Annotated in this window: 16 protein-coding genes; 5 read left to right on the forward strand and 11 right to left on the reverse strand. The window is 69.4% G+C overall.

Annotated elements, in window-relative coordinates:
- Nucleotides 1–30: 30 nt before the first annotated feature.
- From RCP38_RS01015 to RCP38_RS01050, 8 genes are all read right to left on the reverse strand, one after another.
- Nucleotides 31–1,434, reverse strand: a complete 1,404-nt coding sequence (locus RCP38_RS01015) for an MFS transporter (RefSeq protein WP_308474853.1) — start codon at nucleotides 1,432–1,434, stop codon at nucleotides 31–33.
- Nucleotides 1,435–1,660: 226 nt separating this feature from the next.
- Complete coding sequence (locus RCP38_RS01020; protein WP_308477457.1) at nucleotides 1,661–2,872, reverse strand: sodium-dependent bicarbonate transport family permease; 1,212 nt, start codon at nucleotides 2,870–2,872, stop codon at nucleotides 1,661–1,663.
- 383 nt (nucleotides 2,873–3,255) lie between these two features.
- Nucleotides 3,256–3,801, reverse strand: coding sequence for a GNAT family N-acetyltransferase (locus RCP38_RS01025; RefSeq protein WP_308474854.1), 546 nt, complete (start codon nucleotides 3,799–3,801; stop codon nucleotides 3,256–3,258).
- Nucleotides 3,802–3,810: 9 nt separating this feature from the next.
- The gene (locus tag RCP38_RS01030) at nucleotides 3,811–4,701 is read right to left on the reverse strand and encodes a 5-oxoprolinase/urea amidolyase family protein (RefSeq protein ID WP_308474855.1); all 891 of its coding nucleotides are present in this window, start codon (nucleotides 4,699–4,701) and stop codon (nucleotides 3,811–3,813) included.
- Between the two features lie 23 nt (nucleotides 4,702–4,724).
- Nucleotides 4,725–5,378: a 5-oxoprolinase subunit B family protein gene (locus tag RCP38_RS01035; protein WP_308474856.1), complete on the reverse strand. Its 654-nt coding sequence runs from the start codon at nucleotides 5,376–5,378 to the stop codon at nucleotides 4,725–4,727.
- A 97-nt stretch (nucleotides 5,379–5,475) separates the two neighbouring features.
- Nucleotides 5,476–6,423, reverse strand: coding sequence for an ABC transporter substrate-binding protein (locus tag RCP38_RS01040; RefSeq protein WP_308474857.1), 948 nt, complete (start codon nucleotides 6,421–6,423; stop codon nucleotides 5,476–5,478).
- Between the two features lie 53 nt (nucleotides 6,424–6,476).
- Complete coding sequence (locus RCP38_RS01045; protein WP_308474858.1) at nucleotides 6,477–10,085, reverse strand: hydantoinase B/oxoprolinase family protein; 3,609 nt, start codon at nucleotides 10,083–10,085, stop codon at nucleotides 6,477–6,479.
- Nucleotides 10,075–10,971, reverse strand: a complete 897-nt coding sequence (locus tag RCP38_RS01050) for a TetR-type transcription factor C-terminal domain-containing protein (protein ID WP_308474859.1) — start codon at nucleotides 10,969–10,971, stop codon at nucleotides 10,075–10,077. The genes RCP38_RS01045 and RCP38_RS01050 overlap by 11 nt, the downstream gene beginning before the upstream one ends.
- Nucleotides 10,972–11,102: 131 nt before the next feature.
- On the opposite strand from RCP38_RS01050, the gene RCP38_RS01055 reads away from it, so the two are divergent.
- The 3 genes from RCP38_RS01055 to RCP38_RS01065 are packed head-to-tail and all read left to right on the forward strand — an operon-like array spanning nucleotide 11,103 to nucleotide 14,126.
- On the forward strand, nucleotides 11,103–12,314 hold the full coding sequence (locus RCP38_RS01055) for an acyl-CoA dehydrogenase family protein (protein ID WP_308474860.1): 1,212 nt from the start codon (nucleotides 11,103–11,105) through the stop codon (nucleotides 12,312–12,314).
- A complete protein-coding gene (locus tag RCP38_RS01060) occupies nucleotides 12,311–13,336 on the forward strand; it encodes a phosphotransferase family protein (protein ID WP_308474861.1) in 1,026 nt (341 codons plus the stop codon). Before RCP38_RS01055 ends, RCP38_RS01060 begins: the two co-directional genes overlap by 4 nt.
- Before the next feature lie 28 nt (nucleotides 13,337–13,364).
- Complete coding sequence (locus RCP38_RS01065; RefSeq protein WP_308474862.1) at nucleotides 13,365–14,126, forward strand: SDR family NAD(P)-dependent oxidoreductase; 762 nt, start codon at nucleotides 13,365–13,367, stop codon at nucleotides 14,124–14,126.
- A gap of 9 nt (nucleotides 14,127–14,135) precedes the next feature.
- On the opposite strand, the gene RCP38_RS01070 is transcribed toward RCP38_RS01065, so the two are convergent.
- A complete protein-coding gene (locus RCP38_RS01070; protein ID WP_308474863.1) occupies nucleotides 14,136–16,106 on the reverse strand; it encodes a thiamine pyrophosphate-dependent enzyme in 1,971 nt (656 codons plus the stop codon).
- Nucleotides 16,103–17,725: a glutamate synthase-related protein gene (locus RCP38_RS01075; RefSeq protein ID WP_308474864.1), complete on the reverse strand. Its 1,623-nt coding sequence runs from the start codon at nucleotides 17,723–17,725 to the stop codon at nucleotides 16,103–16,105. Before RCP38_RS01075 ends, RCP38_RS01070 begins: the two co-directional genes overlap by 4 nt.
- A gap of 174 nt (nucleotides 17,726–17,899) precedes the next feature.
- Between RCP38_RS01075 and casI the strand changes: the two genes are divergently transcribed.
- Both casI and fadD2 read left to right on the forward strand, forming a co-directional pair.
- A complete protein-coding gene (gene casI, locus RCP38_RS01080) occupies nucleotides 17,900–19,570 on the forward strand; it encodes a steroid-22-oyl-CoA synthetase (protein ID WP_308474865.1) in 1,671 nt (556 codons plus the stop codon).
- Between the two features lie 38 nt (nucleotides 19,571–19,608).
- Nucleotides 19,609–21,279 carry a long-chain-fatty-acid--CoA ligase FadD2 gene (gene fadD2, locus RCP38_RS01085; RefSeq protein ID WP_308474866.1) on the forward strand — a complete coding sequence of 557 codons (1,671 nt, stop codon included), beginning with the start codon at nucleotides 19,609–19,611 and terminating at the stop codon, nucleotides 21,277–21,279.
- Nucleotides 21,280–21,292: 13 nt separating this feature from the next.
- Here fadD2 and RCP38_RS01090 read toward each other — a convergent pair whose 3' ends face one another.
- Entirely contained in the window at nucleotides 21,293–23,491 is a 2,199-nt protein-coding gene (locus tag RCP38_RS01090) for an acyl-CoA dehydrogenase (RefSeq protein ID WP_308474867.1), read from the reverse strand.
- Between the last annotated feature and the right edge of the window lie 20 nt (nucleotides 23,492–23,511).

Genomic DNA, 23,511 nt, shown 5'->3' on the forward strand with positions numbered 1-23,511 from the left:
GACGGTTGCTCCATCTCCCGGTGGTTCCGGTCACACCGAAACGGTTTCGTTGCCCCGCTCAATCCGGTTGCTTGGCCCGGCCGGAATCCGCGGTGGCCGCCGGATGTACATCGCCCAGGTCAAAGCCGCTGCGGCGCAGTACGAAGCCAGGAAAAACCAGAACGCCGGGGTCTCGGTACCGGTGCTGGCGTAGGCCTGGCGCAGCACCAGGTTGATGGCGACTCCGCCGAGTGCCCCGACCGAGGTCGCGAATCCGATCAGTGCGCCGGAATGCGAACGCGCCCAGTGCCGGCGCTGCGCCTCGCTGCAGTCCAGTGACCGGCTGCGGGCCTCGAAGATCGACGGGATCATCTTCAGCACCGATCCGTTGCCCATGCCGGCCAGGATGAAAAGCATCATGAACGCCGCGATGTAAAGCGCGATCGTCCACGTGGTCGCGCGGCTGTTGTGGTCGTCGACGGTGCTGGTGACGACCAGGACGGCCGATGCCGCAATCATGCCGACGAAGACCGCGAAGGTCACCCGACCCCCGCCGCGGCGGTCGGCGACACGGCCGCCGTAGATGCGGGCCAGTGCGCCCAACAGCGGTCCCACGAATGCGATTCGGGCGGCGTAGAGGGCGGCCTCGGCGGGGCTGTGACCGGCCTTCTCGAAGGTGACGTGCAGTACCTGGGCGAACGCGAAGGCGAATCCGATGAACGAACCGAACGCCGCGCAGTACAGCGCCGACACGACGGTGCTGTCGCCCATGGACAGGATCGACCGGATGCTGCCCACCTCCTCCATGCCGTGGTCGAGGTTGTCCATCCACAGCGCGGCACCGATACCGGTGACGGCGATCGCAACCAGGTAGATCGAGCAGACCAGCTCCGGGCGGGCGTTACCGAGGGTGGCCAGTATCAGTAGACCCACCAGCTGGATGGCCGCCACTCCCAGGTTTCCGATGCCGCCGCACAACCCGAGCGCGACACCCTTGAGGCGCTGCGGGTAGTAGGCGTCGACGTTGGCGAGCGCCGCAGCGTAGTTGCCGCCGCCGAGCCCGGTCAGGGCCGCGCAGGCCAGGTACATCCACAGCGGCCGGCCGGGGCTGACCAGCAGCAGCAGTGTCCCGACCGTCGGGACCAACAGGATCAGTGAGGAGAACACCGTCCAGGTCCGGCCGCCGAATCTGGTGTTGGCCCGCACGTAGGGGATCCGGACGCATCCACCGACCAGAGTGGCGACCGCGGCCAGCAGCAGCTTGTCGCCCGCGGTGATGCCGTAGACCGATTCGGGCATGAACAGCACCACCACCGACCACAGCGACCAGATGGAGAACGCGATGTGCGTGCTGACGGTGGACCAGATCAGGTTGCGGCGCGCCACGGCGGCGTTGCCGGCCGACCATGCGGCGGTGTCTTCGGGATCGAAGTTGGTGATATGACCGTTCGGCATGAGATCTCCTGCGGCTCTGGGGTCACCGTCACGCGAAAAGCGTTGCGAGAATGGACGGTGTGCGAACCTACCCAGCTGATCTGGCAAGTCGCGGTGCAGAACCTTAATGGGAGGTACGCCACCCGGTCACCAGGTGTCGTGGATCACCGATTGCAGTTCCGCGCAGGTTGTTTCGCCTGGAAAATCGAGAATTGACCGGCGCAGTGCGTTCGTTGGGAACCTGCTGTCAGCTGACTGGCAGCCAGGAGTTGACGGCCTTGGAGATCTGCAGATACAGCGGAATGCCGATGGTGACGTTGTAGGAGAACGTCAACCCCAGCGACGCCGCAAGCGGCACGGTCGGACTGGCTTCGGGGATCGCCATCCGTTGCACGGCGGGAACGGCGATGTAGGAGGCGGCGCCGCACAGCACCGCGAACAGCACGTAGCTGCCCAGCTCGAAACGCATACCGGTGAGCTGCGAATAGGTGTGCAGGAGCACGATGCCGAACGTGGCGAAGAGATTCGGTGCCAAGAGTCCGAATGCGATCAATCCGCGCCCCGCCGAACGTAGGTCTTTGAGTTTGCGCGACGACGTCATCCCCATCTCGAGCAGGAACAGGCACAGCATGCCCTGGAACGCGGTGACGAAGACGTGGTCGCCGTCGGCGACGACGGAATCACCTTGCAGGGCACTGACGAAACCGATGGCGACGCCACCGATCAGCAGGAACAGTCCCGGATTCAGCAGTACTTCGCGCAGCAGTGCCCGGTGCCCCGGTGCGGGCCCCGTGGCGACCGATCCGGTGCGCGGCTGATCCGGCCCGTCCGGGGGGAGCTCGATCCCGTCGTCGCCGCCCTGCCCGGAGGTGATCGTGGCGGTACCGCCGCCGGCGTGGGCGCCGACGAGTTGCCGGGTGGCCGTCGGGTTGTAGGCGGGCTCGCCGGGCAGGTTGCCCTGCGGGTCCATCTGGCGGGCCCGCATCCGGGCCACCAGGACCAGCGCCACGATGCAGCCGGGGATCTCCATGATGGCCAGCATCACCGGCATGTAGGCGTCGAACGCGATGTCGAGGGTGGTGAGCACACCCAGACAGGTCGCGAACGTTCCCGCCGAGTCCGACCCGTAATAGCCGGCCACGGTGGCCCGGTCGACACCTCGCATCTTGGTGACCCGGCTCAGCAGCCAGTAGGCGAAGAATCCGATGACCAGATTGGTCAGGAAGCCCAGCACGATGAAGCCCAGTACGCCGCCGACGCTGGAGGCGTCGATGGTGGCCAACTGTTCGCCGCCGTGCCAGCCGATCGCCAGCAGCAGGTACAGCGTGAGGCCCTGATACAGCACGTAGGGGAACTCGAACGGGATCTTCAGCAGCGGGATGAGGAATCCCATGTAGAAGAAGAGCAGCAGCGGCTTGAACAAGTTGTGGGTGAAGTTGTTCCAGAACTCGTACAGCATGGGGTGCTTCTCCAGGTGAAGGCTGTTCATCGTCGGACAGGCCGTGACGGACACACCATAAGGCCACTTGTGGTGCGCGGGCGCCCTGAAAAGGGCCCTCGACGCTGATTGGCAGGAGAGTGGCAGGTTGCTGTGAATTCGCTCCCCGTCCCGTGCCCGACGCCGGGTCGTCCGGGCGGTTCCGGCCCGCAGGATGGCACGGAAACGCCCAGCTCAACGCGGCAGCTACCCGGCTTTCGGCGACGACCACCGGGAATTGTGGTACGCATCCGTACCGTCACCGCGCCGCACACCGGACGGACTTAAGTTAATGATGAATCCGGCAGCTGTGTCAATTTCACGGCCGATTCTTAGATAAATTCGCCGCGGTGGCGGCGGTGCCGCTACCAGACGCTGCCGTCGCGCCAATCGCACGCCAGTGCCCCGGCGGTGTCCAACTCCGCCCCGGTCGGCAGAACGAAGACGGTGCCGTCGGCCTCCGGGGTGCGGAGGGGGCCGGTCGGCGCCAACACGGATGTCGGCCCGCCCCACGGCAGCCATCCGCGCGCGCTGTAGAGCCGGCGGCTGATGCCGGAAGAGCTCAGCGCGCCGAGCTCGAAGGCGCCCCGGATCACCTGCTCGCAGGCATTGAGCACCGCGGTGCCCAACCCCCGCTCGCGATGGTCCGCCCGCACCGTGACCGCTTCGACGTACCCGCAGCGCAGCGAGCGCCCGCCGTGCAGAAGTTGGCGCCGGATCACCGCGCCGTGGGCGATCAACACCCCGCGCTGCCAGATCAGGGCGTGCATGCCGCCGAGCGCGTGCTGCCAATCGGCGTCGGAGAGCGTGCCCCCGGAGGCCTCGGTGACCAGTCGGCGGGCACCGCGACGGGTCTCGTCGTCGAGATCGCTGGTGTGGATCAGCCGAGCGGTGTGAACCTGACGGGGCACCCGGCCCACCTACCAGGGAGCGGACGGGTGGTGCCGCGGGTGCGACCAGTGCATGCGTACGGTCTGCCCGGGCCGCACCTGCGCCAAGGTGTCGATGTCCTCATCGACCACCACCCCGACCACCGGATAGGCGCCCGTCACCGGATGGTCGGGTCCCAAGATGATCGGAAACCCGTTCGGCAGGATCTGGATGGCGCCCCGGTCCGCGCCCTCCGCCGGCAGTTGCCGGTCGGGCCAGCGGTACTCCAGGGGCATCCCCACCAGGCGCATGCCGACCCGGTCGCTGCGGTTGCTCACCAGCCAGTTGGTCCGCACCATGATGTCGGGATCGACGAACCAGTCGTCGCGGGGTCCGGGCGTCACCCGCAACTCGACCACGTCGTCGGTGATGGTCGCCACCGGTGCCTGGTCGATCTCCGGATAGTGGCCGGCCCGCTCGCCGATCTGCAACACATCGCCGTCGCGCAGCGGCGACGGGCCGATCGCGTTCATCACGTCGTAACTGCGCGAACCCAGCACCGGAGTGACCTCGATACCGCCGCGCACCCCCAGATAGCTGCGCAGCCCCGATCGCGGCCGGCCCAGGGACACCACCTGCCCATCGCGGACGCGCTGAATGCTGTTGGTGCCGAAGCTGACCCCGTCGACGTCGGGATCGGTGTCGGCACCGGTGACCGCGATGTCGACGTCACCACCGCGGACCCGCACGGACAGCCCGCCGAACGCCACCTCGATGGTGGCCCGGTCGTCGGGATTGGCCAGCAACCGGTTGGCCAGAGTGTGCGAGCGACGGTCTGCGGCGCCGGACGGGCTGACCCCGAGGTGCCCCAGCCCGGCCCGGCCCAGATCTTCGACCAGCGCCAGCGGGCCGGTGTGCAGGATCTCCAAAGTGGTCGTCACGATCTCGTCCCTTCCCGTCGGTTTCACGCGGCCCGGAACTGCACCGACAGGCCCGGCGTCAACAGCGCCGGAGCGGGGCGGTCCAGGTCCCACAACACGGCGTCGGTGCGGCCGATCAACTGCCACCCGCCCGGCCACTGCCGTGGATAGATACCGCTGAATCGGCCGGCCAACGCCACCGAACCGGCCGGCACGGCGGCCCGCAACTCCGGGCGGCGCGGCACCTGCAGTCGGGGGTCACCGCCGAGCAGATAGGCGAAACCCGGGGTCGAACCGCCGAACCCCACCGTCCAGGGCGTGGCGGTGTGGGCGTGGATGACCTGGGCGACGCTCAACCCGGTCGCCTCGGCCACCTCGGCCAGATCGGGTCCGTCGTAGACGACGTCGATCACCACGTCCGGTGTATCGGACGGCGCCGCCGCGGCGACCGGGGTGACGTCGAGGGCCGGCAGGCGCCGCCGCACGCCCACCCGGTAGCGGGGAGCGGCGAGCTTCACCAGCACCGTCTGTGAGGCGGGGATGATGTCGACCACCCCGGGCAGTGCGGCGCGATGCAGCGCCGCAGTCCATTCCAGCACCTCGGCGGTGGAGTCGAACTGCAGCAGGAGTGCTCGGTCGCCGTAGTCCAGGATCCGCTCGGTCTCGGTGAGGTCGGTGAAGTCCAATGTCGCGCTCATGCCACGACCGTAGTCCCGAATGACCGCCAATAGTGATCTGGAACACAATTCTGCGGGGTATGCCAGAGGGGTCTTACCGAACGCGCAAAGTCGGGTCCTATCCGATCGCCTCGGCGATCAGCGTCGGTAGCTGGGCGGCCACCAACGGATAGCTCAGCGGGGACGCGAACGCGATCGCGCCGGCCTGGTCCTTGGTGGTGAAGACACAGCGTGACGCGTATGCGGCGATGTCGGGATCGTCGAGCAGGGCCCGGCGTTCGTCGTCGGACTCGGTCGTCCAGATCACCACGTCCGCGTCACCGAGTGTGGACCTGAGGCGGTCGCGCTCGATCACCGCCGGAGCGTCGGCGACCGTCAACCCCATCTGACCGAGAAAGTCCGTTCGCCACCCGGTGGCGGCGTCGGCGGTGTCCCGCTCCAGGCGGCCCGCCAGCAGCAGGGCCTTCTTGCCTTTGAATCCGGGATGCGCGGCCGCGACTTCGGCGAACCCGGCGTCGACACCGTCGATCAGCGCCTGCATCTGCTGGGCTCGACGGACGGCCCGGCCGATGGTGGTCGCCTGGATCCGCCACGGCTCGAAGAAGGCGTCGCCGCCGGACTGCGCCACCGTCGGCGCGATCGCCGACAGTTTTCGGTAGGTCTCGGCGTCCACCCCGGCGTTCGTCGCGATGATCAGATCCGGCTTCAGCTCGGCGATCTTGCCGACCGCGATCCCGCCGTCCAGGCTCAGCACCACCGGTTTGGCGTCGCCGAGTTGTCGCTGCGCCCAGGGCCACACCGCGCAGGGCTGCTCGCCGAACCAGTCGGTCACCGCGATCGGGACCACGCCCAGCGCCAACAGGTCGTCCTGCCCGGTGTAGCCGGCGCAGACCACCCGACCGGGCGGCTCCGGGATGGTCGTCTCGCCGAAGAGGTGGGTGACGGTGGCCGGCCCGGTCGCGCCGTCGTCGTGCTGGTCCTGCGACGAGCACGACGCCAGCAGCGCGCCGGCGCCGGCCGCCGCGCAGGCGCCGAGAAATCCTCGTCGGCTCCATCGGTCCCCCATCGCGTGAGACTAACCCGCCCGCCGTGGCGCGGGCGGATCCCGGCGGGAAACGGTCAGGACGCCGGCTCGCCGTACCCGCCGCCGCCGGGGGTCTCGATGACCAGCACGTCGCCGGGCCCCACGTCGGTGGAATCGCAGCCGGCCAGTTCGGTGATGGTGCCGTCCGCGCGGTCCACCCGGTTGTGGCCCAGCGCGCCGGTCTGCCCGCCGGCCATCCCGTAGGGCGCGAACCGCCGGTGCCCGGTCAGCACACTGACCGTCATCGGCTCCCGGAACTCCAGCCGGCGCACGCCGCCGTCCCCGCCGTGCCAGCGGCCCGCCCCACCGCTGCCGCGCCGGATCGCATACTCGCGCAACAACACCGGAAGTCGCATCTCCAAAATCTCGGGGTCGGTGAGCCGCGAGTTGGTCATGTGGGTCTGGACCACCGAGGCGCCGTGGAAGCCCGCCCCGGCGCCGGAGCCGCAGCCCAGGGTCTCGTAGTACTGGTGCCCGGCGTTGCCGAACGTCACGTTGTTCATGGTTCCGGAGCCCTCCGCCTGCACGCCCAGGGCGGCCAGCAGCGCGCCGGTGATCGCCTGCGACGTCTCGACGTTGCCGGCCACCACCGCCGCCGGGTACGCCGGCGACAACATGGTCCCGGCCGGGATCGAGATCTGCAGTGGCCGCAGGCAGCCGTCGTTGATCGGGATGTCGTCGTCGACCAGGGTGCGGAACACGTAGAGCACCGCGGCGGTGGCCACCGAGGACGGCGCATTGAAATTGGTGGTCAACTGCGCCGATGTTCCCGCGAAGTCGATGGCGGCGCTACGGGCGACGCGGTCGACGGTGACCTCGACCGAGATCACCGCCCCGGAGTCCATCTCGTAGCGGTACCGCCCGTCGCTCAGTGAATCGATGACGCGCCGCACGGCCTCCTCGGCGTTGTCCTGGACGTGCCGCATATAGGCCTGCACGACGTCCAGTCCGAAATGGGCGATCATGGAACGGATCTCGTCGATGCCCTTCTGGTTGGCGGCGATCTGGGCGCGCAGGTCGGCGAGATTGGTGTCCGGGTTGCGGGATGCGAACGTCGCTCCGGTCAGCAGGTCCCGGGTCTCGGCTTCCCGGAACCGGCCGTCCTCGACCAGCAGCCAGTTGTCGAACAGCACCCCCTCCTCGACCACCGAAGTGCTGTCGGCGGGCATGGAACCCGGTGTGGTGCCACCGATCTCGGCGTGATGGCCCCGGGAGGCCACGAAGAACAACACCGGGTCGCCCGGCTTCGCCGAATCGGCGTATACCGGGGTGACCACGGTGATGTCGGGCAGGTGGGTGCCGCCGTGGTACGGGTCGTTGACCGCGTAGACCTGGCCGGGCCGCATCGTGCCGGCACGCCGGACGATCACCTCCTGGACCGTCGCACCCATCGATCCCAGATGCACCGGGATGTGGGGGGCGTTGGCCACCAGATTGCCGTCGGCGTCGAACAGCGCGCAGGAGAAGTCCAGCCGTTCCCGGATGTTCACCGACTGCGCGGTGGCCTCCAGCCGGGTCCCCATCTGTTCGGCGATCGCCATGAACAGGTTGTTGAAGATCTCCAGCAGCACCGGGTCGGCCGCCGTCCCCGCGGCGGGCGGAGCGGCCGCGGCCCGGCGTTGCAGCACCAGTTGCCCGTCGGCGTCCAGCCGGGCCCGCCAGCCGTCGTCGACGACGGTGGTGGCGTTGTCCTCGGCGATGATGGCCGGTCCCGACACCGTCCCGGTCAGTGATTCGCGTCGGTGCAGCGGCGCGTCACGCCAGGCGCCTCCGCTGTAGAGCCGCACCGACTCGATCTGCCCGCCGTCGGTGCCGGCATCGACCCGCCCGGTCAGGTCGGGCTGTTCGGACAGGCCGGTGGCCTCCACCGAGACCGCCTCGGCGATCAGCGGGCGATCCATCAGGAACGAGTACATGCCGCGGTGGATGTCCTCGAATGCCGTTGTCATGGCCGCGATATCGCCGAAATCGACCGGGATCGAGGTGTCGGTGCCCTGGTAGCGCAGGTGCACCCGCCTGGTCGCCCGGGTCCGATCGGCACCGATGCCCTGGGCGGCCAGTTCGGCGCGCGCCTGCCGTTCGAGGTCGTCGGCGACCCGGCCCAAAGCGGCCGGTGCCGCGGCGTCCAGGCCGAGCTCGGTTGCGCGTTCGCGGATCACGGTGGTGTCGGCCAATCCGATGCCCAGCGCCGAGAGCACCCCGGCCATCGGCGGGACCAGCACCGTGCGGATGCCGAGTTCGTCGGCGACCGCGCACGCGTGCTGGCCGCCGGCGCCGCCGAACGTGGTCAGCGCATAACGGGTGATGTCGTGGCCCTTGGCCACCGAGATCTTCTTGACCGCGTTGGCCATATTGGCCACCGCGATCCGCAGGAAACCCTCGGCGACCTGCTCGGGGCTGCGATCGTCGCCGGTGGCGAGCAGGATCTCGGCGGCCAGCTCGGTGAAGGCCCGCCGCACCGTCGCGGCGTCCAGCGACTCATCGCCGCGCGGGCCGAACACCGCCGGGAAATGGCCCGGCTGGATGCGACCGAGCATGACGTTGGCGTCGGTGACCGTCAGCGGACCGCCGCGGCGGTAGCAGGCCGGGCCCGGGTCGGCCCCTGCGGATTCCGGCCCCACCCGGTATCGGCTGCCGTCGAAGTGCAGGATCGAGCCACCGCCGGCTGCGACGGTGTGGATGTGCAGCATCGGCGAGCGCAACCGCACCCCGGCCACCTCGGTGGTGAACACCCGCTCGTACCCGCCGCCGGCGGCGGCACTGTAATGCGAGACGTCGGTGGAGGTTCCGCCCATGTCGAAGCCGATCACCGAGTGGAATCCGGCGCGCTGCGACATCCGGACCATGCCGACGATTCCGCCGGCCGGACCGGACAGGATCGCGTCTTTGCCGCGGAAGTGATCCGCCGCCGCCAGACCGCCGTTGGACTGCATGAACATCAGCGGCACCCCGCGGAGCTCGTCGGCGACCTGCGCGACGTAACGGCGCAGCACCGGCGACAGGTAGGCGTCGACGACCGTGGTGTCGCCGCGCGGTATGAGCTTCGGTAGCGGGCTGACCTCGGCCGACAGTGAGATCTGGGTGAACCCCAGCTGCTCGGCCAGTTCGCCGATCATGTTTTCGTGCAACGGGTTCCGGTAACTGTGCAGACATACCACCGCCACCGAGCGGAACCCGTCGCGGTGCGCGGCGCGCAGCTGCTCGCCCAAGGCGGCCAGGTCCGGTGCCCGCAGCACGGTCCCGTCGGCGTCGATGCGTTCGTCGACCTCGACGGTGCGTTCGTAGAGCTGCTCGGGTAGCACGATCTGCCGGTCGAAGATCCGCGGCCGATTCTGGTAGGCGATGCGCAGCGCATCGGCGAAGCCGGCGGTGATGACCAACAGGGTGCGCTCCCCGGCGCGCTCCAGCAGCGCGTTGGTCGCCACGGTGGTGCCCATCCGCACCGCCTCGATCAGCTCGGCGGGGATCGGTGCGGCGTCGTCGAGCCGCAACAGGGCACGGATCCCGGCCACCGCCGCGTCGCGGTACCGGGCCGGATCCTGCGAGAGCAGCTTGTGGGTGAGCAGCCGCCCGTCGGGACGGCGGGCCACGATGTCGGTGAACGTGCCGCCCCGGTCGATCCAGAACTGCCACTTACCCGACACGGTTCACATCCTGCTCGGTGAGTAGGGCGACCGCGAAATCGGCATAGGTGCGGGCGGTCTGCTCCGGTGTGGCCGGACCGTCGGGGTTGAACCACTGCGGCAGCGAGGTGCACATGGTGGTGATGGCCCGCCCGGCTATCCGGTGACCGAGGATTTCGCCGCGCCCGATGTCGCCTTCGCGGGCGGCGCGGTCGATGGCGTCGTCGAGGATGTGCTGCAGCTGGTTTCGGGAACCGGCGATGCGTTGCCGGTTGACAGGGCTGAGACTGCGCATCTCACTGGCCCCGATGAAGGCCAGCTTCTGCCGGTGGGTGTGGAACAGTGCCAGGGCTTCCACGACCAGGCGCACCTCGTGCAGGCCGGTGGTGGCCTCGGCGCGGGCGGCGGCGACGCGGCGATGCAGTTCGGTCATGGTCAGGTCCAGGATCGCCACCAGCAGGGCCTGCTTGTCCGGGTAGTGGTGATAGATCCCGGGCACGCTCATGCCCGCCCGCGCGGAGACGTCGCGCATCGTGCTGCCGTGGTAGCCGGTCTCGACGAAGGCGTCGATGGCCGCGGTCAGGACGCCGTCGAGATCCAGGTCCGGGAACCGTCGCCAGTCGTGCGACGCCGAATCCGCGGAGCCGGCCGTCTCCGGTTTCCCGGGTCTGCTCACCGGTGTCGGCACGGTGCCCGCCAGGAGCTGTTCGGGGGCGACGCCCAGCGCGCCGGCGCATTCCCGCAGTCGGGTCACCGAGATCCCGGTCTTGCCGTTCTCGATCGCGCTGACGGTGGCCGGGCTGACCCGCAGGTGCCCCGCGAGGTCCCGGACCGTCAAGCCGCGCGCCCGGCGGGCGGCGCGGATGATGGTGCCGCACTCGGGTGACGGCGCCACAACCACCTCCATTTGTTCAGGAATACTGAACTATACCGGTGGGGGAAGTCGCCCGATACGGTATTTTTTGACGAAAAATCGCCCGTTGTGCCACAGTCCGTAGTGTTCGGGCCGAGCGATCGGTCGGTCAATGTGGAGGTGACATGGCGATCGAGTTGAACTACGCGCCGGAAGTGTCGGCGCTTGTCGACAAGACCCGGGCGTTCGTCGAGGACGTGGTGCTGCCGGTCGAGGACGCCCACGGCGGCGACATCGCCGCGGCGGGCGGGGACGCCGTGGTCAAGGAACTGCAGGCCGCCGCCCGCGAGGCCGGGGTCTTCGCCCCGCACGCCCCGGTCGAATACGGCGGGCTGGGGTTGAACATGTCCGATCGGGCACCGGTGTTCGAAGCCGCCGGCTACTCGCTGTTCGGGCCGTCGGCGGTCAACATCGCCGCCCCGGACGAAGGCAACGTGCACCTGCTGGCCGAGGTCGCCAGCCCCGCCCAGAAGGCGCAGTACCTCGCGCCGCTGGCCGCCGGTGACGTGCGGTCGGCCTTCGCGATGACCGAACCCTCGCCGGGCGCGGGGTCGGACCCGTCGGCGCTGGCCACCAGGGCCGAACGCCGGTCCGGGGACTGGTACATCACCGGCCGCAAGTGGTACATCACCGGCGCCGACGGCGCCGGATTCTTCATCGTCATGGCCCGCACCTCCGGGGAAGCCGGGCAGCGCGGCGGCGCCACCATGTTCCTGGTGCCCGCCGACACCGCCGGTCTGACCGTCGGCCGGCACATCCCGACGCTGGACCGCTCCATGGTGGGCGGTCACTGCGAGGTGTTCTTCGACGACGTCCGGGTGCCCGACGAAGCGGTGCTCGGCGAGGTGGACCGCGGCTTCGAATACGCCCAGGTCCGGCTCGGCCCGGCCCGGATGACGCACGTCATGCGCTGGCTGGGTGCGGCCCGGCGCGGTCACGACACCGCGCTGGCGCACGTGGTGCAGCGTCAGGCGTTCGGATCGACGCTCGGCGACCTGGGCATGATCCAGAACATGGTGGCCGACAACGAAATCGACATCGCGGCCACCCGGGCGCTGCTGGTGCGGGCCTGCTGGGAACTGGACCAGGGCTCCACCGCCGGCGACGCCACCTCGATCGCCAAGACGTTCGCCGCCGAGGCGATCTTCCGGATCGTCGACCGCAGTGTGCAGATGTGCGGGGCGCTCGGGGTCACCGAAGACCTGCCGCCCGCCCGGCTCTCCCGCGAGGTGCGTCCGTTCCGGGTCTACGACGGCCCCTCGGAGGTGCACCGCTGGGCCCTCGCCAAGCGGCGCCTCGGTGCCGCCCGGCGCGCGCTCAAGGACGGCCCGCAGTGACCGACCAGGCCCTCGACCCGGTCGCCCTGCGCGAATACCTGGTGGCCCAAGGTGTTCCGGTCCACGGTGATCTCGCCGTCGAACTGATCTCCGGCGGCCGGTCGAACCTGACGTTCAAGGTCAGCGATGATGCGTCGGCATGGGTGGTCCGTCGGCCCCCGCTGGCCGGCCTGACCCCGTCGGCGCACGACATGGGCCGCGAATTCGCCGTCACCGACAAGCTCTACGGCACCGGGGTGCCGATCGCCCGGCCGGTTGCGCTGGACGCGGACGGCGTCGTCTGCGGTGCACCGATGACCGTGACGGAGTTCGTCACCGGCAGCGTCTACCGGCACAAAGACGACCTGGACACCCTCACCGATGCCGAACTGTCCGCCAACGCCTCGGCGCTGGTGCGGGTGCTGGTGGACCTGCACGCGGTCGACTACCGCGCCGTCGGCCTGGAATCGTTCGGCCGTCCCGACGGCTTCCTGGAGCGCCAGGTACGGCTGTGGGCCCGCCAGTGGGACCTGGTCAAGACCCGCGACGCCGACGACCCGATCAGCGGCGACGTCACCAAACTGGCTGCGGCACTTGCCGAAGCCCTGCCGTCGGCGTCGCAGCACGCGATCGTGCACGGGGATTTCCGCATCGACAACACCATCTGCGACCCGGACCGCGCCGAGGTCATCCGGGCCGTGGTGGACTGGGAGCTGTCCACCCTCGGCGACCCGCTGACCGACATCGCGCTGATGTGCGTCTACCGGTCACCGGCCTTCGACCGGGTCTTCGGGCATCCCGCCGCGTGGACCAGCCCGCGCCTGCCGTCGGCCGACAGCCTCGCCGAGCAGTATGCGCAACTGTCCGGTCGCGATCTGGGCGCCTGGAACTTCTACCTCGCGCTGGCGAACTTCAAGATCGGGGTGATCGCCGAGGGCATCACCCACCGGGCCCTGCACGGCGCGGGCGACGTGCAGAACGCCGGGGAGGCAGCACAGGCCGCGCCGGAATTCATCGCCGCGGCACTCAAGGCGTTGACGTGACCGGTCACGGTCGAGAAAGGTGAGTCGGGTGAGCGTACTGGACAAGTTCCGGATGGACGGCAAGGTCGTCGTGGTGACCGGGGCATCCTCGGGCCTGGGGGTGTATTTCGCCCGGGCGTTCGCCGAAGCCGGGGCGGACGTGGTGCTGGCGGCACGGCGGGTGGACCGGCTCGCGGAGGCGGCCGAACTGGTCGCCGCGACCGGACGTGCCGCACTGCCGGTGGCGACCGACATCGCCGACCCGGCGGCGGCCACCCACATGGTCGAGGCCGCCATGGAGCGGTTCGGGCGGGTCGACGTGCTGATCAACAACGCCGGCATCGGGACGGCACATCCGGCGACCCGGGAGACCCCCGAGCAGTTCCGGGAAGTGATCGACATCAACCTCAACGGCGCGTACTGGGCGGCGCAGGCCTGCGGCCGGGTGATGGGACCGGGGTCGTCGATCGTCAACATCTCCAGCATCCTGGGCCTGACCACCGCGGGCCTGCCGCAGGCGGCCTACGCCGCCAGCAAGGCCGGCCTGATCGGCCTGACCCGGGACCTGGCGCAGCAGTGGGGCAGCCGCAAGGGGATCCGCGTCAACGCGATCGCACCGGGCTTCTTCGCCTCGGAGATGACCGAGCAGTACCGCCCCGGCTACCTGGAGAGCCAGGCGTCGCGGATGGTGCTGGGCCGGATGGGTGACCCGGAAGAACTGGCGGCCACGGCGGTGTGGCTGGCGTCGGCCGCCGGTGGTTACGTCACCGGGCAGACCATCGCGGTCGACGGCGGCATCACCATCAACTGAGCCGGTCGGCTAGGTCGACCGGGGGTCGGTCACGATCTCGACCAGTGCCGGGCCGGGATGGGCCAGGGCGTCGGCGATCACGGTGGACAACTGTGACGGGTCGTCGACCTGCCGGCCGAATGCGCCGCAATCGCGTGCGTACGCGGCGAAGTCGGGGTTGAGCAGCGAGGTCTGCCACACCTCGTATTCGGAGCTGCGCTGTTCCTGGGTGATCTTGCCGAGCTCGTTGTTGTTGAGCAGGATGTGGGTGATGTTCATCCCGTACTTGACCGCGGTGGTGAGTTCGGCGAGGTACTGACCGAAACCGCCGTCGCCGGTGACGGCGACGACCGGACGGTCGGGGGCGGCGGCCCACGCGCCCATCGCGGCGGGGAAGCCGAAGCCGATCGAACCCAGGTAGCCCGACATCAGCACGGACTGCTGATCTTTGGTCTCGAAGTAGCGCCCGAACGAATAGGCGTGGTTGCCCACGTCGACGGTGAGCACCGCGTTGTCGGGGACCAGGCGACCGAGCTCGGCGAAGACCGCCGCCGCGGCGACGCGTCCGCCCGGGAGTCGGGCGGCCCGGCGGGTCTTCTCCGCCCGCCACACCGACCATCGCTCGGCGACCTCCGCGCGCTGGTCGACCAGGTCCGGATGCACCCGGAGTCGGTCGCCGAGGGCGGCGGCCGTGACTCCCACATCGCCGAGCACCGGAACCGTCACCGGATTGAATCGGCCCAGCGCCAGTGGATCGGTGTCGACCTGCACGACCGGCTTGAACGGCGAGATCCCGGTGTGGTTGGAGAACGACGCACCGAACACCAGCAGCAGGTCGGCCTTGTTCATCATCCAGGACGCGACCGGCGTACCCGATCGGCCCAGCGCGCCGCAGGCCAGCGGGTGCGCGTCGGAGATCTGGCCTTTGGCCTTGAACGTGGTCAGCACCGGAGCCTGCAGGCGTTCGGCCAACGCGACGACCGCCGGCATGTCGAACTTCGCCCCGGCGCCGACGATGATCACCGGGCGGGTGGCGGTCGCGATCTGCGCCAGGGCCTGGTCCAGCGGCGCGGCCGGTGGGGCGACGCGCAGGTCGGGCATCCGTCCCGCCGGGCCGGAGGCCCGCTGATCGGGTGCGGGCAGGATCTGGACTTCATCGGGCACCACCAGGTGGGCCACCCCGCGCTGCAGAATGGCGTTCTTGAGGGCCAGGGTCATCAGCTCGCCGTGTTGCGATCCGGCACGCACCATCTCCGAATAGACGGTGACGTCGGCGAACGCCGCCAGCAGGTCGATGTCTTGAAACGCGCCTTTGCCGGCGACCGCCGATTCGACGTTGCCGGACAGGGCCAGCACCGGTGCCCGATCGGCCTTGGCGTCGTAGAGCCCGGTCAACAGGTTCGTCGACCCCGGCCCGGCGATGCCGAAACAGGCCGCGGGCCGGCCGGTGAGTTTGCCGTAAGCGGCGGCGGCGAATGCGGCGGCCCCCTCGTGGCGGATGCCGAAATACCTGAGCGTGCCGGCGGTCTCGGCGCGGTGCATCGCTTCGGCGATTCCGAGGTTGGAATGACCGACCATCCCGAAAACCGTGTCGACGCCCCACGCGGTCATGGTTTCGATCAACACGTCGCTGACCGTGCGTTCGGCCGGGGCCGGTTGCGGTGTGCCGACGTAGATGCCGTCGTCGCGGACCTGCACCGGGTAGGTCGGGACACCGAATTTCGGCCCGCCGGCGGCCTGCCCGGTGAACGGGTCGAAGTCGAAACCGTGCCAGGGGCAACGGATCTTGTCGTTCTCCACGGTGCCCTGGCCCAATGGTCCGCCTTGGTGCGGGCAGCGGTTGTCGACGGCGCCGTAGCGTCCGTGCAGCTTGGTCAGGGCCACCGTCTTGAGTCCGGCCGGGCAGGACGCCACCTGGCCCTCATCGAGATCGTCGAGTTCGGCGACCTTGTGCCAGAACAGCTTCGGGTCTTCGGTTTCGGGGTGGAGTTCGTCGCTCACAGTGGTGTCACTCCCGCGTAGGGGACTCCGCTGAGGTAGGCGAAGTCACGGTTGAAGGTGGTCAGATCGTCGAGGCCGAAGTCGCCGAGACTGCGGTGGCCGCAGGCCCGGGCCAGCACGACCATCAGCTCGACCGCCGAACGCAGGTAGCGTTCCAGGCGTTCGGCGGCCGCGGTCACCGGCAGTCGCGCCCGCAGTCGCGGATCCTGGGTGGCGATCCCGACCGGGCAGGTGTTGGTGTGGCAGGCGCGCATGCCCACGCAGCCGATCGCCTGGATCGCGACGTTGGCGATCCCGATCGCATCGGCGCCCAGGGCCAGGGCTTTGACCATGTCCGCGGGGGTGCGGATTCCGCCGGTCACCGCCAGGGTGATCGGGCTGTGACTGCGGTCCAGGTGTCGACGTGCCCGGGCCAGCGCCGGGATGGTGGGGACCGAGATGTTGTCGCGGAAAATCGTTGGGGCCGATCCTGTTCCGCCGCCCCGGCCGTCCAGGATGAGGTAGTCGACGCCGATCTCCATCGCGGCGTCGAGGTCGTGCTCGATGTGTTGGGCGCTGAGTTTGTAGCCGACCGGGATCCCGCCGGACACCTCGCGGACCTGCGCGGCGAATTCCTTGAACTGTGCCAGGGCGGTCCAGTCCGGAAACCGGGCCGGTGAGATCGCGGCCGTGCCCGGTGGCAGGCCGCGCACCTCGGCGATCCGGCCCACCACCTTGCTCCCGGGAAGATGCCCGCCGGTACCGGTTTTGGCCCCCTGCCCGCCCTTGAAATGAAACGCCTGCACCTTGTCCAGATGCTCGAAGCTCCACCCGAAGCGGCCGGAGGCCAGCTCGTAGAAGTACCGGGAGTTCTCCTGTTGTTCCTCGGGCAGCATGCCGCCTTCGCCGGAGCAGATGCCGGTCCCGGCGAGCTGGGCGCCGGCGGCCAGAGCGGTCTTGGCCTCCTGGGACAGCGCACCGAAACTCATGTCGCTGACGAAGATCGGGATGTCGAGGACCAGTGGTCGTCGCGCGGTCGGGCCGATGACCGTTTCGGTGCTCACCGGTTCCTCGTCGAGCAGCGGCAGCCGGGCCAACTGTGCGGTCACCAGCTGAATCGAGTCCCAGGACGGCAGGTCGGTGCGTGGAACGCCCATCGCCGCGGTCGGCCCGTGTTTTCCGACCTTGCTCAACCCGTTGCGGGCGAGTTCGTGGATCGTGGTGTTGAACGGTTCCGCGTCGGTATCGGTGGGTCGCGCCCAGCGGCCCTGATAGCCGTCGTCGCCGTGGGCCTGTGGGTGGGTTCGGGCGAACTCGGTGACCGCGGCGCGGTCGACGTACACGGTGCCGGCGGAGGCCCAGGCCGGGAACGTCGCCAGCGCGACCGCGGGATTGACCGGTGAGATGCCGGTCTCGACGTGATAGCGCCAGCCGTGCACGTCGCACACCACCAGATCGCCCTCGAGGTGGCCGTCGGCCAGCAGTGCGCCGCGGTGTGCGCAGCGGCCGTGCAGGGCCGAGATCGTCGTGCCGCGGCGGATGAGCACCAGGTCCACCCCGGCGGCGTGGGCGGCGAACGGGGCGTTGTCGGGTATGTCGATCAGCGCTGCGACCTCGATGCCGGGTGCTTGGGCGGCCATCGGCTTCCTTCCTGCGGACCTTCAGAAGTGATTGACCGGGAAACTAACATGTATCGGGTGGAGATATATCCGATTCGGCGGAAGTGTCGGTTCTATTGACGCTCCGCCGACGCCGGTATGCGGAATGTAGTTGTTGACGCAACTAGATGGCCGGCCGCTGGGTACGCTGCGCTGATGAGCGTCGATTCCAGCGGCATCGCCGGCCTGTTGCTCGCGCGGCTCGGCGATGAGCGCCCGGGACTGCGTACCCGCCAACAGGATTGGACCTGGGATGCGGTGGTGCGCGAATCGGCCGCCCGGGCCGCATTGGCCTCGGCGCTGCGGCGTGAGGGGCCCTTTCACATCGGGGTGCTGCTGGACAACGTCGAAGACTTCGTGTTCTGGCTCGGAGCCGGAGCGCTTGCCGGCGCCGTCATCGTCGGGATCAATCCCACCCGCGGCGATGCCGAACTCGCCGCGCAGATCCGGCACGCCGACTGCCAGCTCGTGGTGACCGACGCGGCCGGGATGGACCGGCTTTCCGGCCTGGATCACGGGTTGGAGCCGCGGCGCTTCCTGGTCGTGGACAGCCCCGACTACGCCACCCTGATCGAGACCCACCGGGGCGCGCAGCCCGCCGCGGCCCCGGGGGTGGGTGCGGAGTCGCTGTTGCTGTTGCTGTTCACCTCCGGCACCACCGGAGTCTCCAAGGCCGTCAAATGCAGTCAGGGCCGGCTGGTCCGGATCGCCGAGAGCGCGGTCGCCAAGTACGGCCACGTCCGCGACGACGTGGACTACTGCTGTATGCCGCTGTTCCACGGCAACGCGATCATGGCGCTGTGGGCGCCCGCGCTGGCAGTCGGCGCCACGGTCTGTCTGACCCCCAAGTTCTCCGCGTCGCAGTTCCTGCCCGACGTGCGGTACTTCGGTGCGACCTACTTCACCTATGTGGGTAAGGCGCTGGGCTACCTGATGGCCACCGCCGAGCAGCCCGACGACATCGACAACCCCCTGGTCCGCGGTTTCGGGACCGAGGCGTCGCCGCAGGATCAGGCGGAGTTCGCCCGCCGTTTCGGCGCCGTGCTGCACGAGGGCTACGGATCCAGCGAAGGTGGCAACGCCGCGGTGCCCGACCCGGATGCGCCGCCGGGGGCGTTGGGCCGCCCGGCGCACGCCGGGATCGCCGTGGTGGATCCGGTGACCCGTGCCGAGTGCCCGCCGGCGCAGCTCGACGTGCACGGCCGGGTGCTCAACGCCGACGCCGCGGTCGGCGAGATCGTGGATCGGACCGGGGCCCGTGATTTCGAGGGCTACTACCGCAACGACGCCGCCGACGCCGAGAAGGTCCGCGACGGCTGGTACTGGACCGGGGACCTCGGTTACTGCGACCCGGCGGGGTTCCTGTATTTCGCCGGCCGCCGCGGCGACTGGATCCGGGTGGACGGCGAGAACATCTCCGCGCTGACCATCGAGCGGGTGCTGCGCCGGCACCCGGCGGTGATCAGCGCCGGTGTCTACGCGGTGCCCGATCCCCGCTCCGGGGACCAGGTGATGGGCGCGGTCGAGGTCGCCGACACCGACGGGTTCGACGTCGCGGCCTTCGCCGATTTTCTCGCCGCCCAACCCGACCTGGGCGGCAAGGGCATCCCGCGGTTCCTGCGGATCTCGACGGGCCTGCCCGTCACCGGTTCGAACAAGGTGCTCAAGCGCGAGTTACAGGCTGCCCGCTGGCGCACCGAGGATCCGGTGTACCGCTGGGCCGGGCGGGGAGCACCCGACTACCGGCAAATGACCGAGGACGACAAGCTGGCGCTGGATGCCGAGTTCGCGTCATACGGTCGGCAGAGTCGGTTACTGGGCGAGTAGCGCCTCCGGCGGCGAGCTGCGTCACATAAGGTTGTCTCATGGCGAAGCTCACTGACCTGCCCGGCCAGGCCGTCGACAAGCTCGGTCGCTATTTCGAACGCGGTTCCGCCGAGCTGCACTATCTGCGCAAGATCCTGCAGTCGGGCGCGCTGAAGTTGGAGTCCCCGCGGGTCATCGCCAGTGCGCTGGCCGACGGGGCGCGTTGGGGTGAGCTCGGGATGATCCCGGCGCTCAACGCGCGCCGTAACCCCAACGGCGTCGCCGTCATCGACGACGACGGCTCGATCACGTTCAAAGAACTCGACGACGCCGTCAACGCGGTGGCCAACGGCCTGCTCGAGATGGGTGTACGCGGCGGTGACGGCGTGGCGATCCTGGCCCGCAACCACCGCTGGTTCCTGATCGCCAACTACGGCTGCGCGCGGGTCGGAGCGCGGCTGATCCTGCTGAACAGCGAATTCTCCGGCCCGCAGATCAAGGACGTCTCCGAACGCGAAGGCGCCAAACTGATCATCTACGACGACGAGTACACCGCAGCCGTGGCGCAGGCCGAACCGGTGCTGGGCAAACTGCGCGCGCTGGGCGTCAACCCGGACACCGAGGAACCGTCCGGCAGCGCCGACGAGACGCTGGCGCAGCTGATCGCGCGTAGCAGCAAGGCCCCGGCGCCCAAGATCACCAAGCACGCCTCGATCATCATCCTGACGTCCGGCACCACCGGCACACCCAAGGGCGCCAACCGCAGCACCCCGCCCACGCTGGCGCCGATCGGCGGAATTCTGTCGCACGTCCCGTTCCGCGGCGGTGAGGTGACATCGCTGCCGTCGCCGATGTTCCATGCGCTGGGCTACCTGCACGGCACCCTGGCGATGTTCTTCGGTTCGACGTTGGTGCTGCGCCGGCGCTTCAAGCCGGCCACCGTGCTGGAGGATCTGGAGAAGCACAAGGTGACGGGCATGGTCGTCGTGCCGGTCATGCTGTCCCGGATCCTCGACCAGCTGGAGAAGACCAGCCCCAAACCGGACCTGTCGGCGCTGCGGATCGTGTTCGTCTCCGGTTCGCAGCTCGGCGCCGAACTGGCGACCCGGGCCATGAAGGATCTCGGGCCGGTCATCTACAACATGTACGGCTCCACCGAGGTCGCCTTCGCCACCATCGCCGGTCCCGCGGACCTGGCGCACAACCCCGCGACGGTGGGACCGGTGGTCAAGGGCGTCAAGGTCCGCATCCTCGACGACAACGGCAACGAACTGCCCCAGGGTCAGGTCGGGCGGATCTTCGTCGGCAACTTCTTCCCGTTCGAGGGCTACACCGGCGGCGGCGGCAAGCAGATCATCGACGGCCTGCTGTCCTCCGGCGACGTCGGCTACTTCGACGAGCGCGGACTGCTGTATGTGTCCGGTCGCGACGACGAGATGATCGTCTCCGGTGGCGAGAACGTCTTCCCGGCCGAGGTCGAAGACCTGATCAGCGGTCACCCCGATGTGGTCGAGGCGACCGCACTGGGTGTCGACGACAAGGAGTGGGGTGCCCGGCTGCGGGCCTTCGTGGTGCGCAAGGAGGGCTCGGACGTCGACGAGGAGACCATCAAGGTCTACGTCAAGGAGCACCTGGCCCGTTACAAGGTGCCGCGTGAGGTGGTCTTCCTCGACGAGTTGCCGCGCAACCCCACCGGCAAGATCCTGAAGCGCGAACTGCGCGACCTGTAGGCCGGGCGAGCCGCTACGGGTCGCGGGGCAGGCCCAGCAGCCGCTCGGCGATGATGTTGAGCTGCACCTCCGAGGTGCCGCCGTAGATGGTGGTGGCGCGGCTCATCAACAGGTAATCCGCCCACTTGCCCGGCAACTGGGTGTTGTCACCGATCGCGGCGTCACCGGCGAAGGTGCCCACCGCGAACTCGGCGTAGCCCTGGCCGGTGCGCATGCTCAGCAGCTTGGACACCGCCGCCGCCGGCATCGGATCCTTTCCCGCCAACGTCAGCAGCGTCGAGCGCAGGTTGAGCAGCTTGGCGGCGTGGCCCTCGGCGATCAGCCGGCCGGCCTGGCGCTGCTCGCCCTGATCGCACGGGTTGTCGCGGACGAACTCCACGAAGCCGTCCAGGCTGGCCAGGAACGGCATCTCCGAGCCGCCGATCGATACCCGCTCGGCGGTCAGCGTGTTGCGGCTGACCTCCCAGCCCCGGTTCACCTCGCCGAGCACCAGCTCGTCGGGGATGAAGACGTCATCGATGAAGACCGTGTTGAACATCGCCCCGCCGGTGAGCTCACGCAGCGGGCTGACGGTCACGCCCTCACTCTTCATGTCCAGCAGGAAGTAGGTGATGCCGTCGTGCTTGGGGGCGCTCGGGTCGGTGCGGGCCAACAGGGCGCCCCACTGGGAGAACTGCGCGGCAGAGGTCCAGATCTTCTGGCCGCTGATCCGCCAGCCCCCGTCGACCTTGGTGGCCTTGGTGGTCAGGCTGGCCAGGTCCGAACCCGCGCCGGGCTCGGAGAACAGCTGGCACCACACCAGTTCGCCGCGCAGCGTCGGCGGCAGCAGGCGCTGCTTCTGCTCCTCGGTGCCGAACGCCACGATCGACGGGATCAGCCACCCGGCGATGCCCATCGCCTGGCGTCGCACCCGCCCGGTCGAGAACTCCTGCTCGATGATGATCTGCTCGATGGGCTGCGCGGCCCGACCCCACGGCTTGGGCAGATACGGCAGCACCCAGCCGCCCTCGGCGATCGCCACCGTGCGCTCGTCGTGTCCCATGGCCTTGAGCGCGGCGACGTCGGCGCGGATCTCGGCGCGCAGCTTCTCGGTGTCGGGATCGAGATCGATGTCGATCTTGCGCATTCCGCCGGTGGTGGCGGTGTCGACCACCTGCTGCGGATAGGCGGACCGGTCGCCGAACGAGGCGGCCAGGATCAGCGCCCGCCGGTAGTAGACGCCGGCGTCGTGCTCCCAGGTGAAGCCGATACCGCCGTGCACCTGAATGCAGTCCTGGGTGCAGCGTTGCGCGGCGGCCGGCGCCAGGGTGGCTGCCACGGCGGTGGCGAACCGAACCGCCGAACCCGCTTCATCCCAACCGTTTTCGCCTGCTTCATCAATCGCCCGGGCGGCATCCCACACCGCGGCGGTGGCGCGCTCGGTGTCGGCGATCATCTCCGCGCACTTGTGCTTGATGGCCTGGAACTGGCCGATCGGCCGGCCGAACTGTTCGCGGATCTTGGCGTACTCCGCGGCGGTGTCGGTGGCCCACCGGGACACCCCGATCGCCTCGGCGGACAGCAGCGTGGTGATCAGGGCGCGCGCCCGGTCCGGGGTGAGGTTGCCCAAGACCGCCGCGCCCTCGACCTCGATGCCGTCGGCGTGCACGTGGGCGATGGGGCGCAGCGGGTCGACGCTCTGCACGGGCTCGATCGCGAGCGCCTCGGCGGGTAGCACCACCCACACCTCGTCGTCACCGACCGCCACCGGTGCCACCAGCAACGACGCCTGGGCTGCGGCCGCCACCGAGCGGGCGGTGCCGCTGACCACCAATCCCGACCCCTGCGCGGTGGCCGTCAGTCCCGGGTTGATGGTGTAGGCGGCGATCACCTCACCGCCGGCCAGGCCGCTCAGCGCGGCGGCCGTCGGGTCGTCGGCCGCGATCAGCGCGCCGGCGATCGCCGACGGCACGAACGGGCCGGGCACTGCGCGGTATCCGAATTCGGCCAGCACCACCGCCAGCTCCAGGATCCCGAAGCCCTGCCCGCCGACGTCCTCGGCCAGGTGCACCCCGGCCAGGCCCTGCTCGGCGGCGGCCCGCCAGTACGACGGCGGGTTCTCGATCGGGTTGTCCATCGCTTCGTGCAGCAGCTCGGCCGGCACGGCGCGCGTCAGCAGGGACCGCACGGAATCGGCCAGGTCCTGATGCTCGGAAGTGATCGCTATCGGCATGGGTGCGCCTTTCGGGTTGT

Source organism: Mycolicibacter sp. MU0083, from assembly GCF_963378075.1.
Lineage (GTDB): Bacteria > Actinomycetota > Actinomycetes > Mycobacteriales > Mycobacteriaceae > Mycobacterium > Mycobacterium kokjensenii.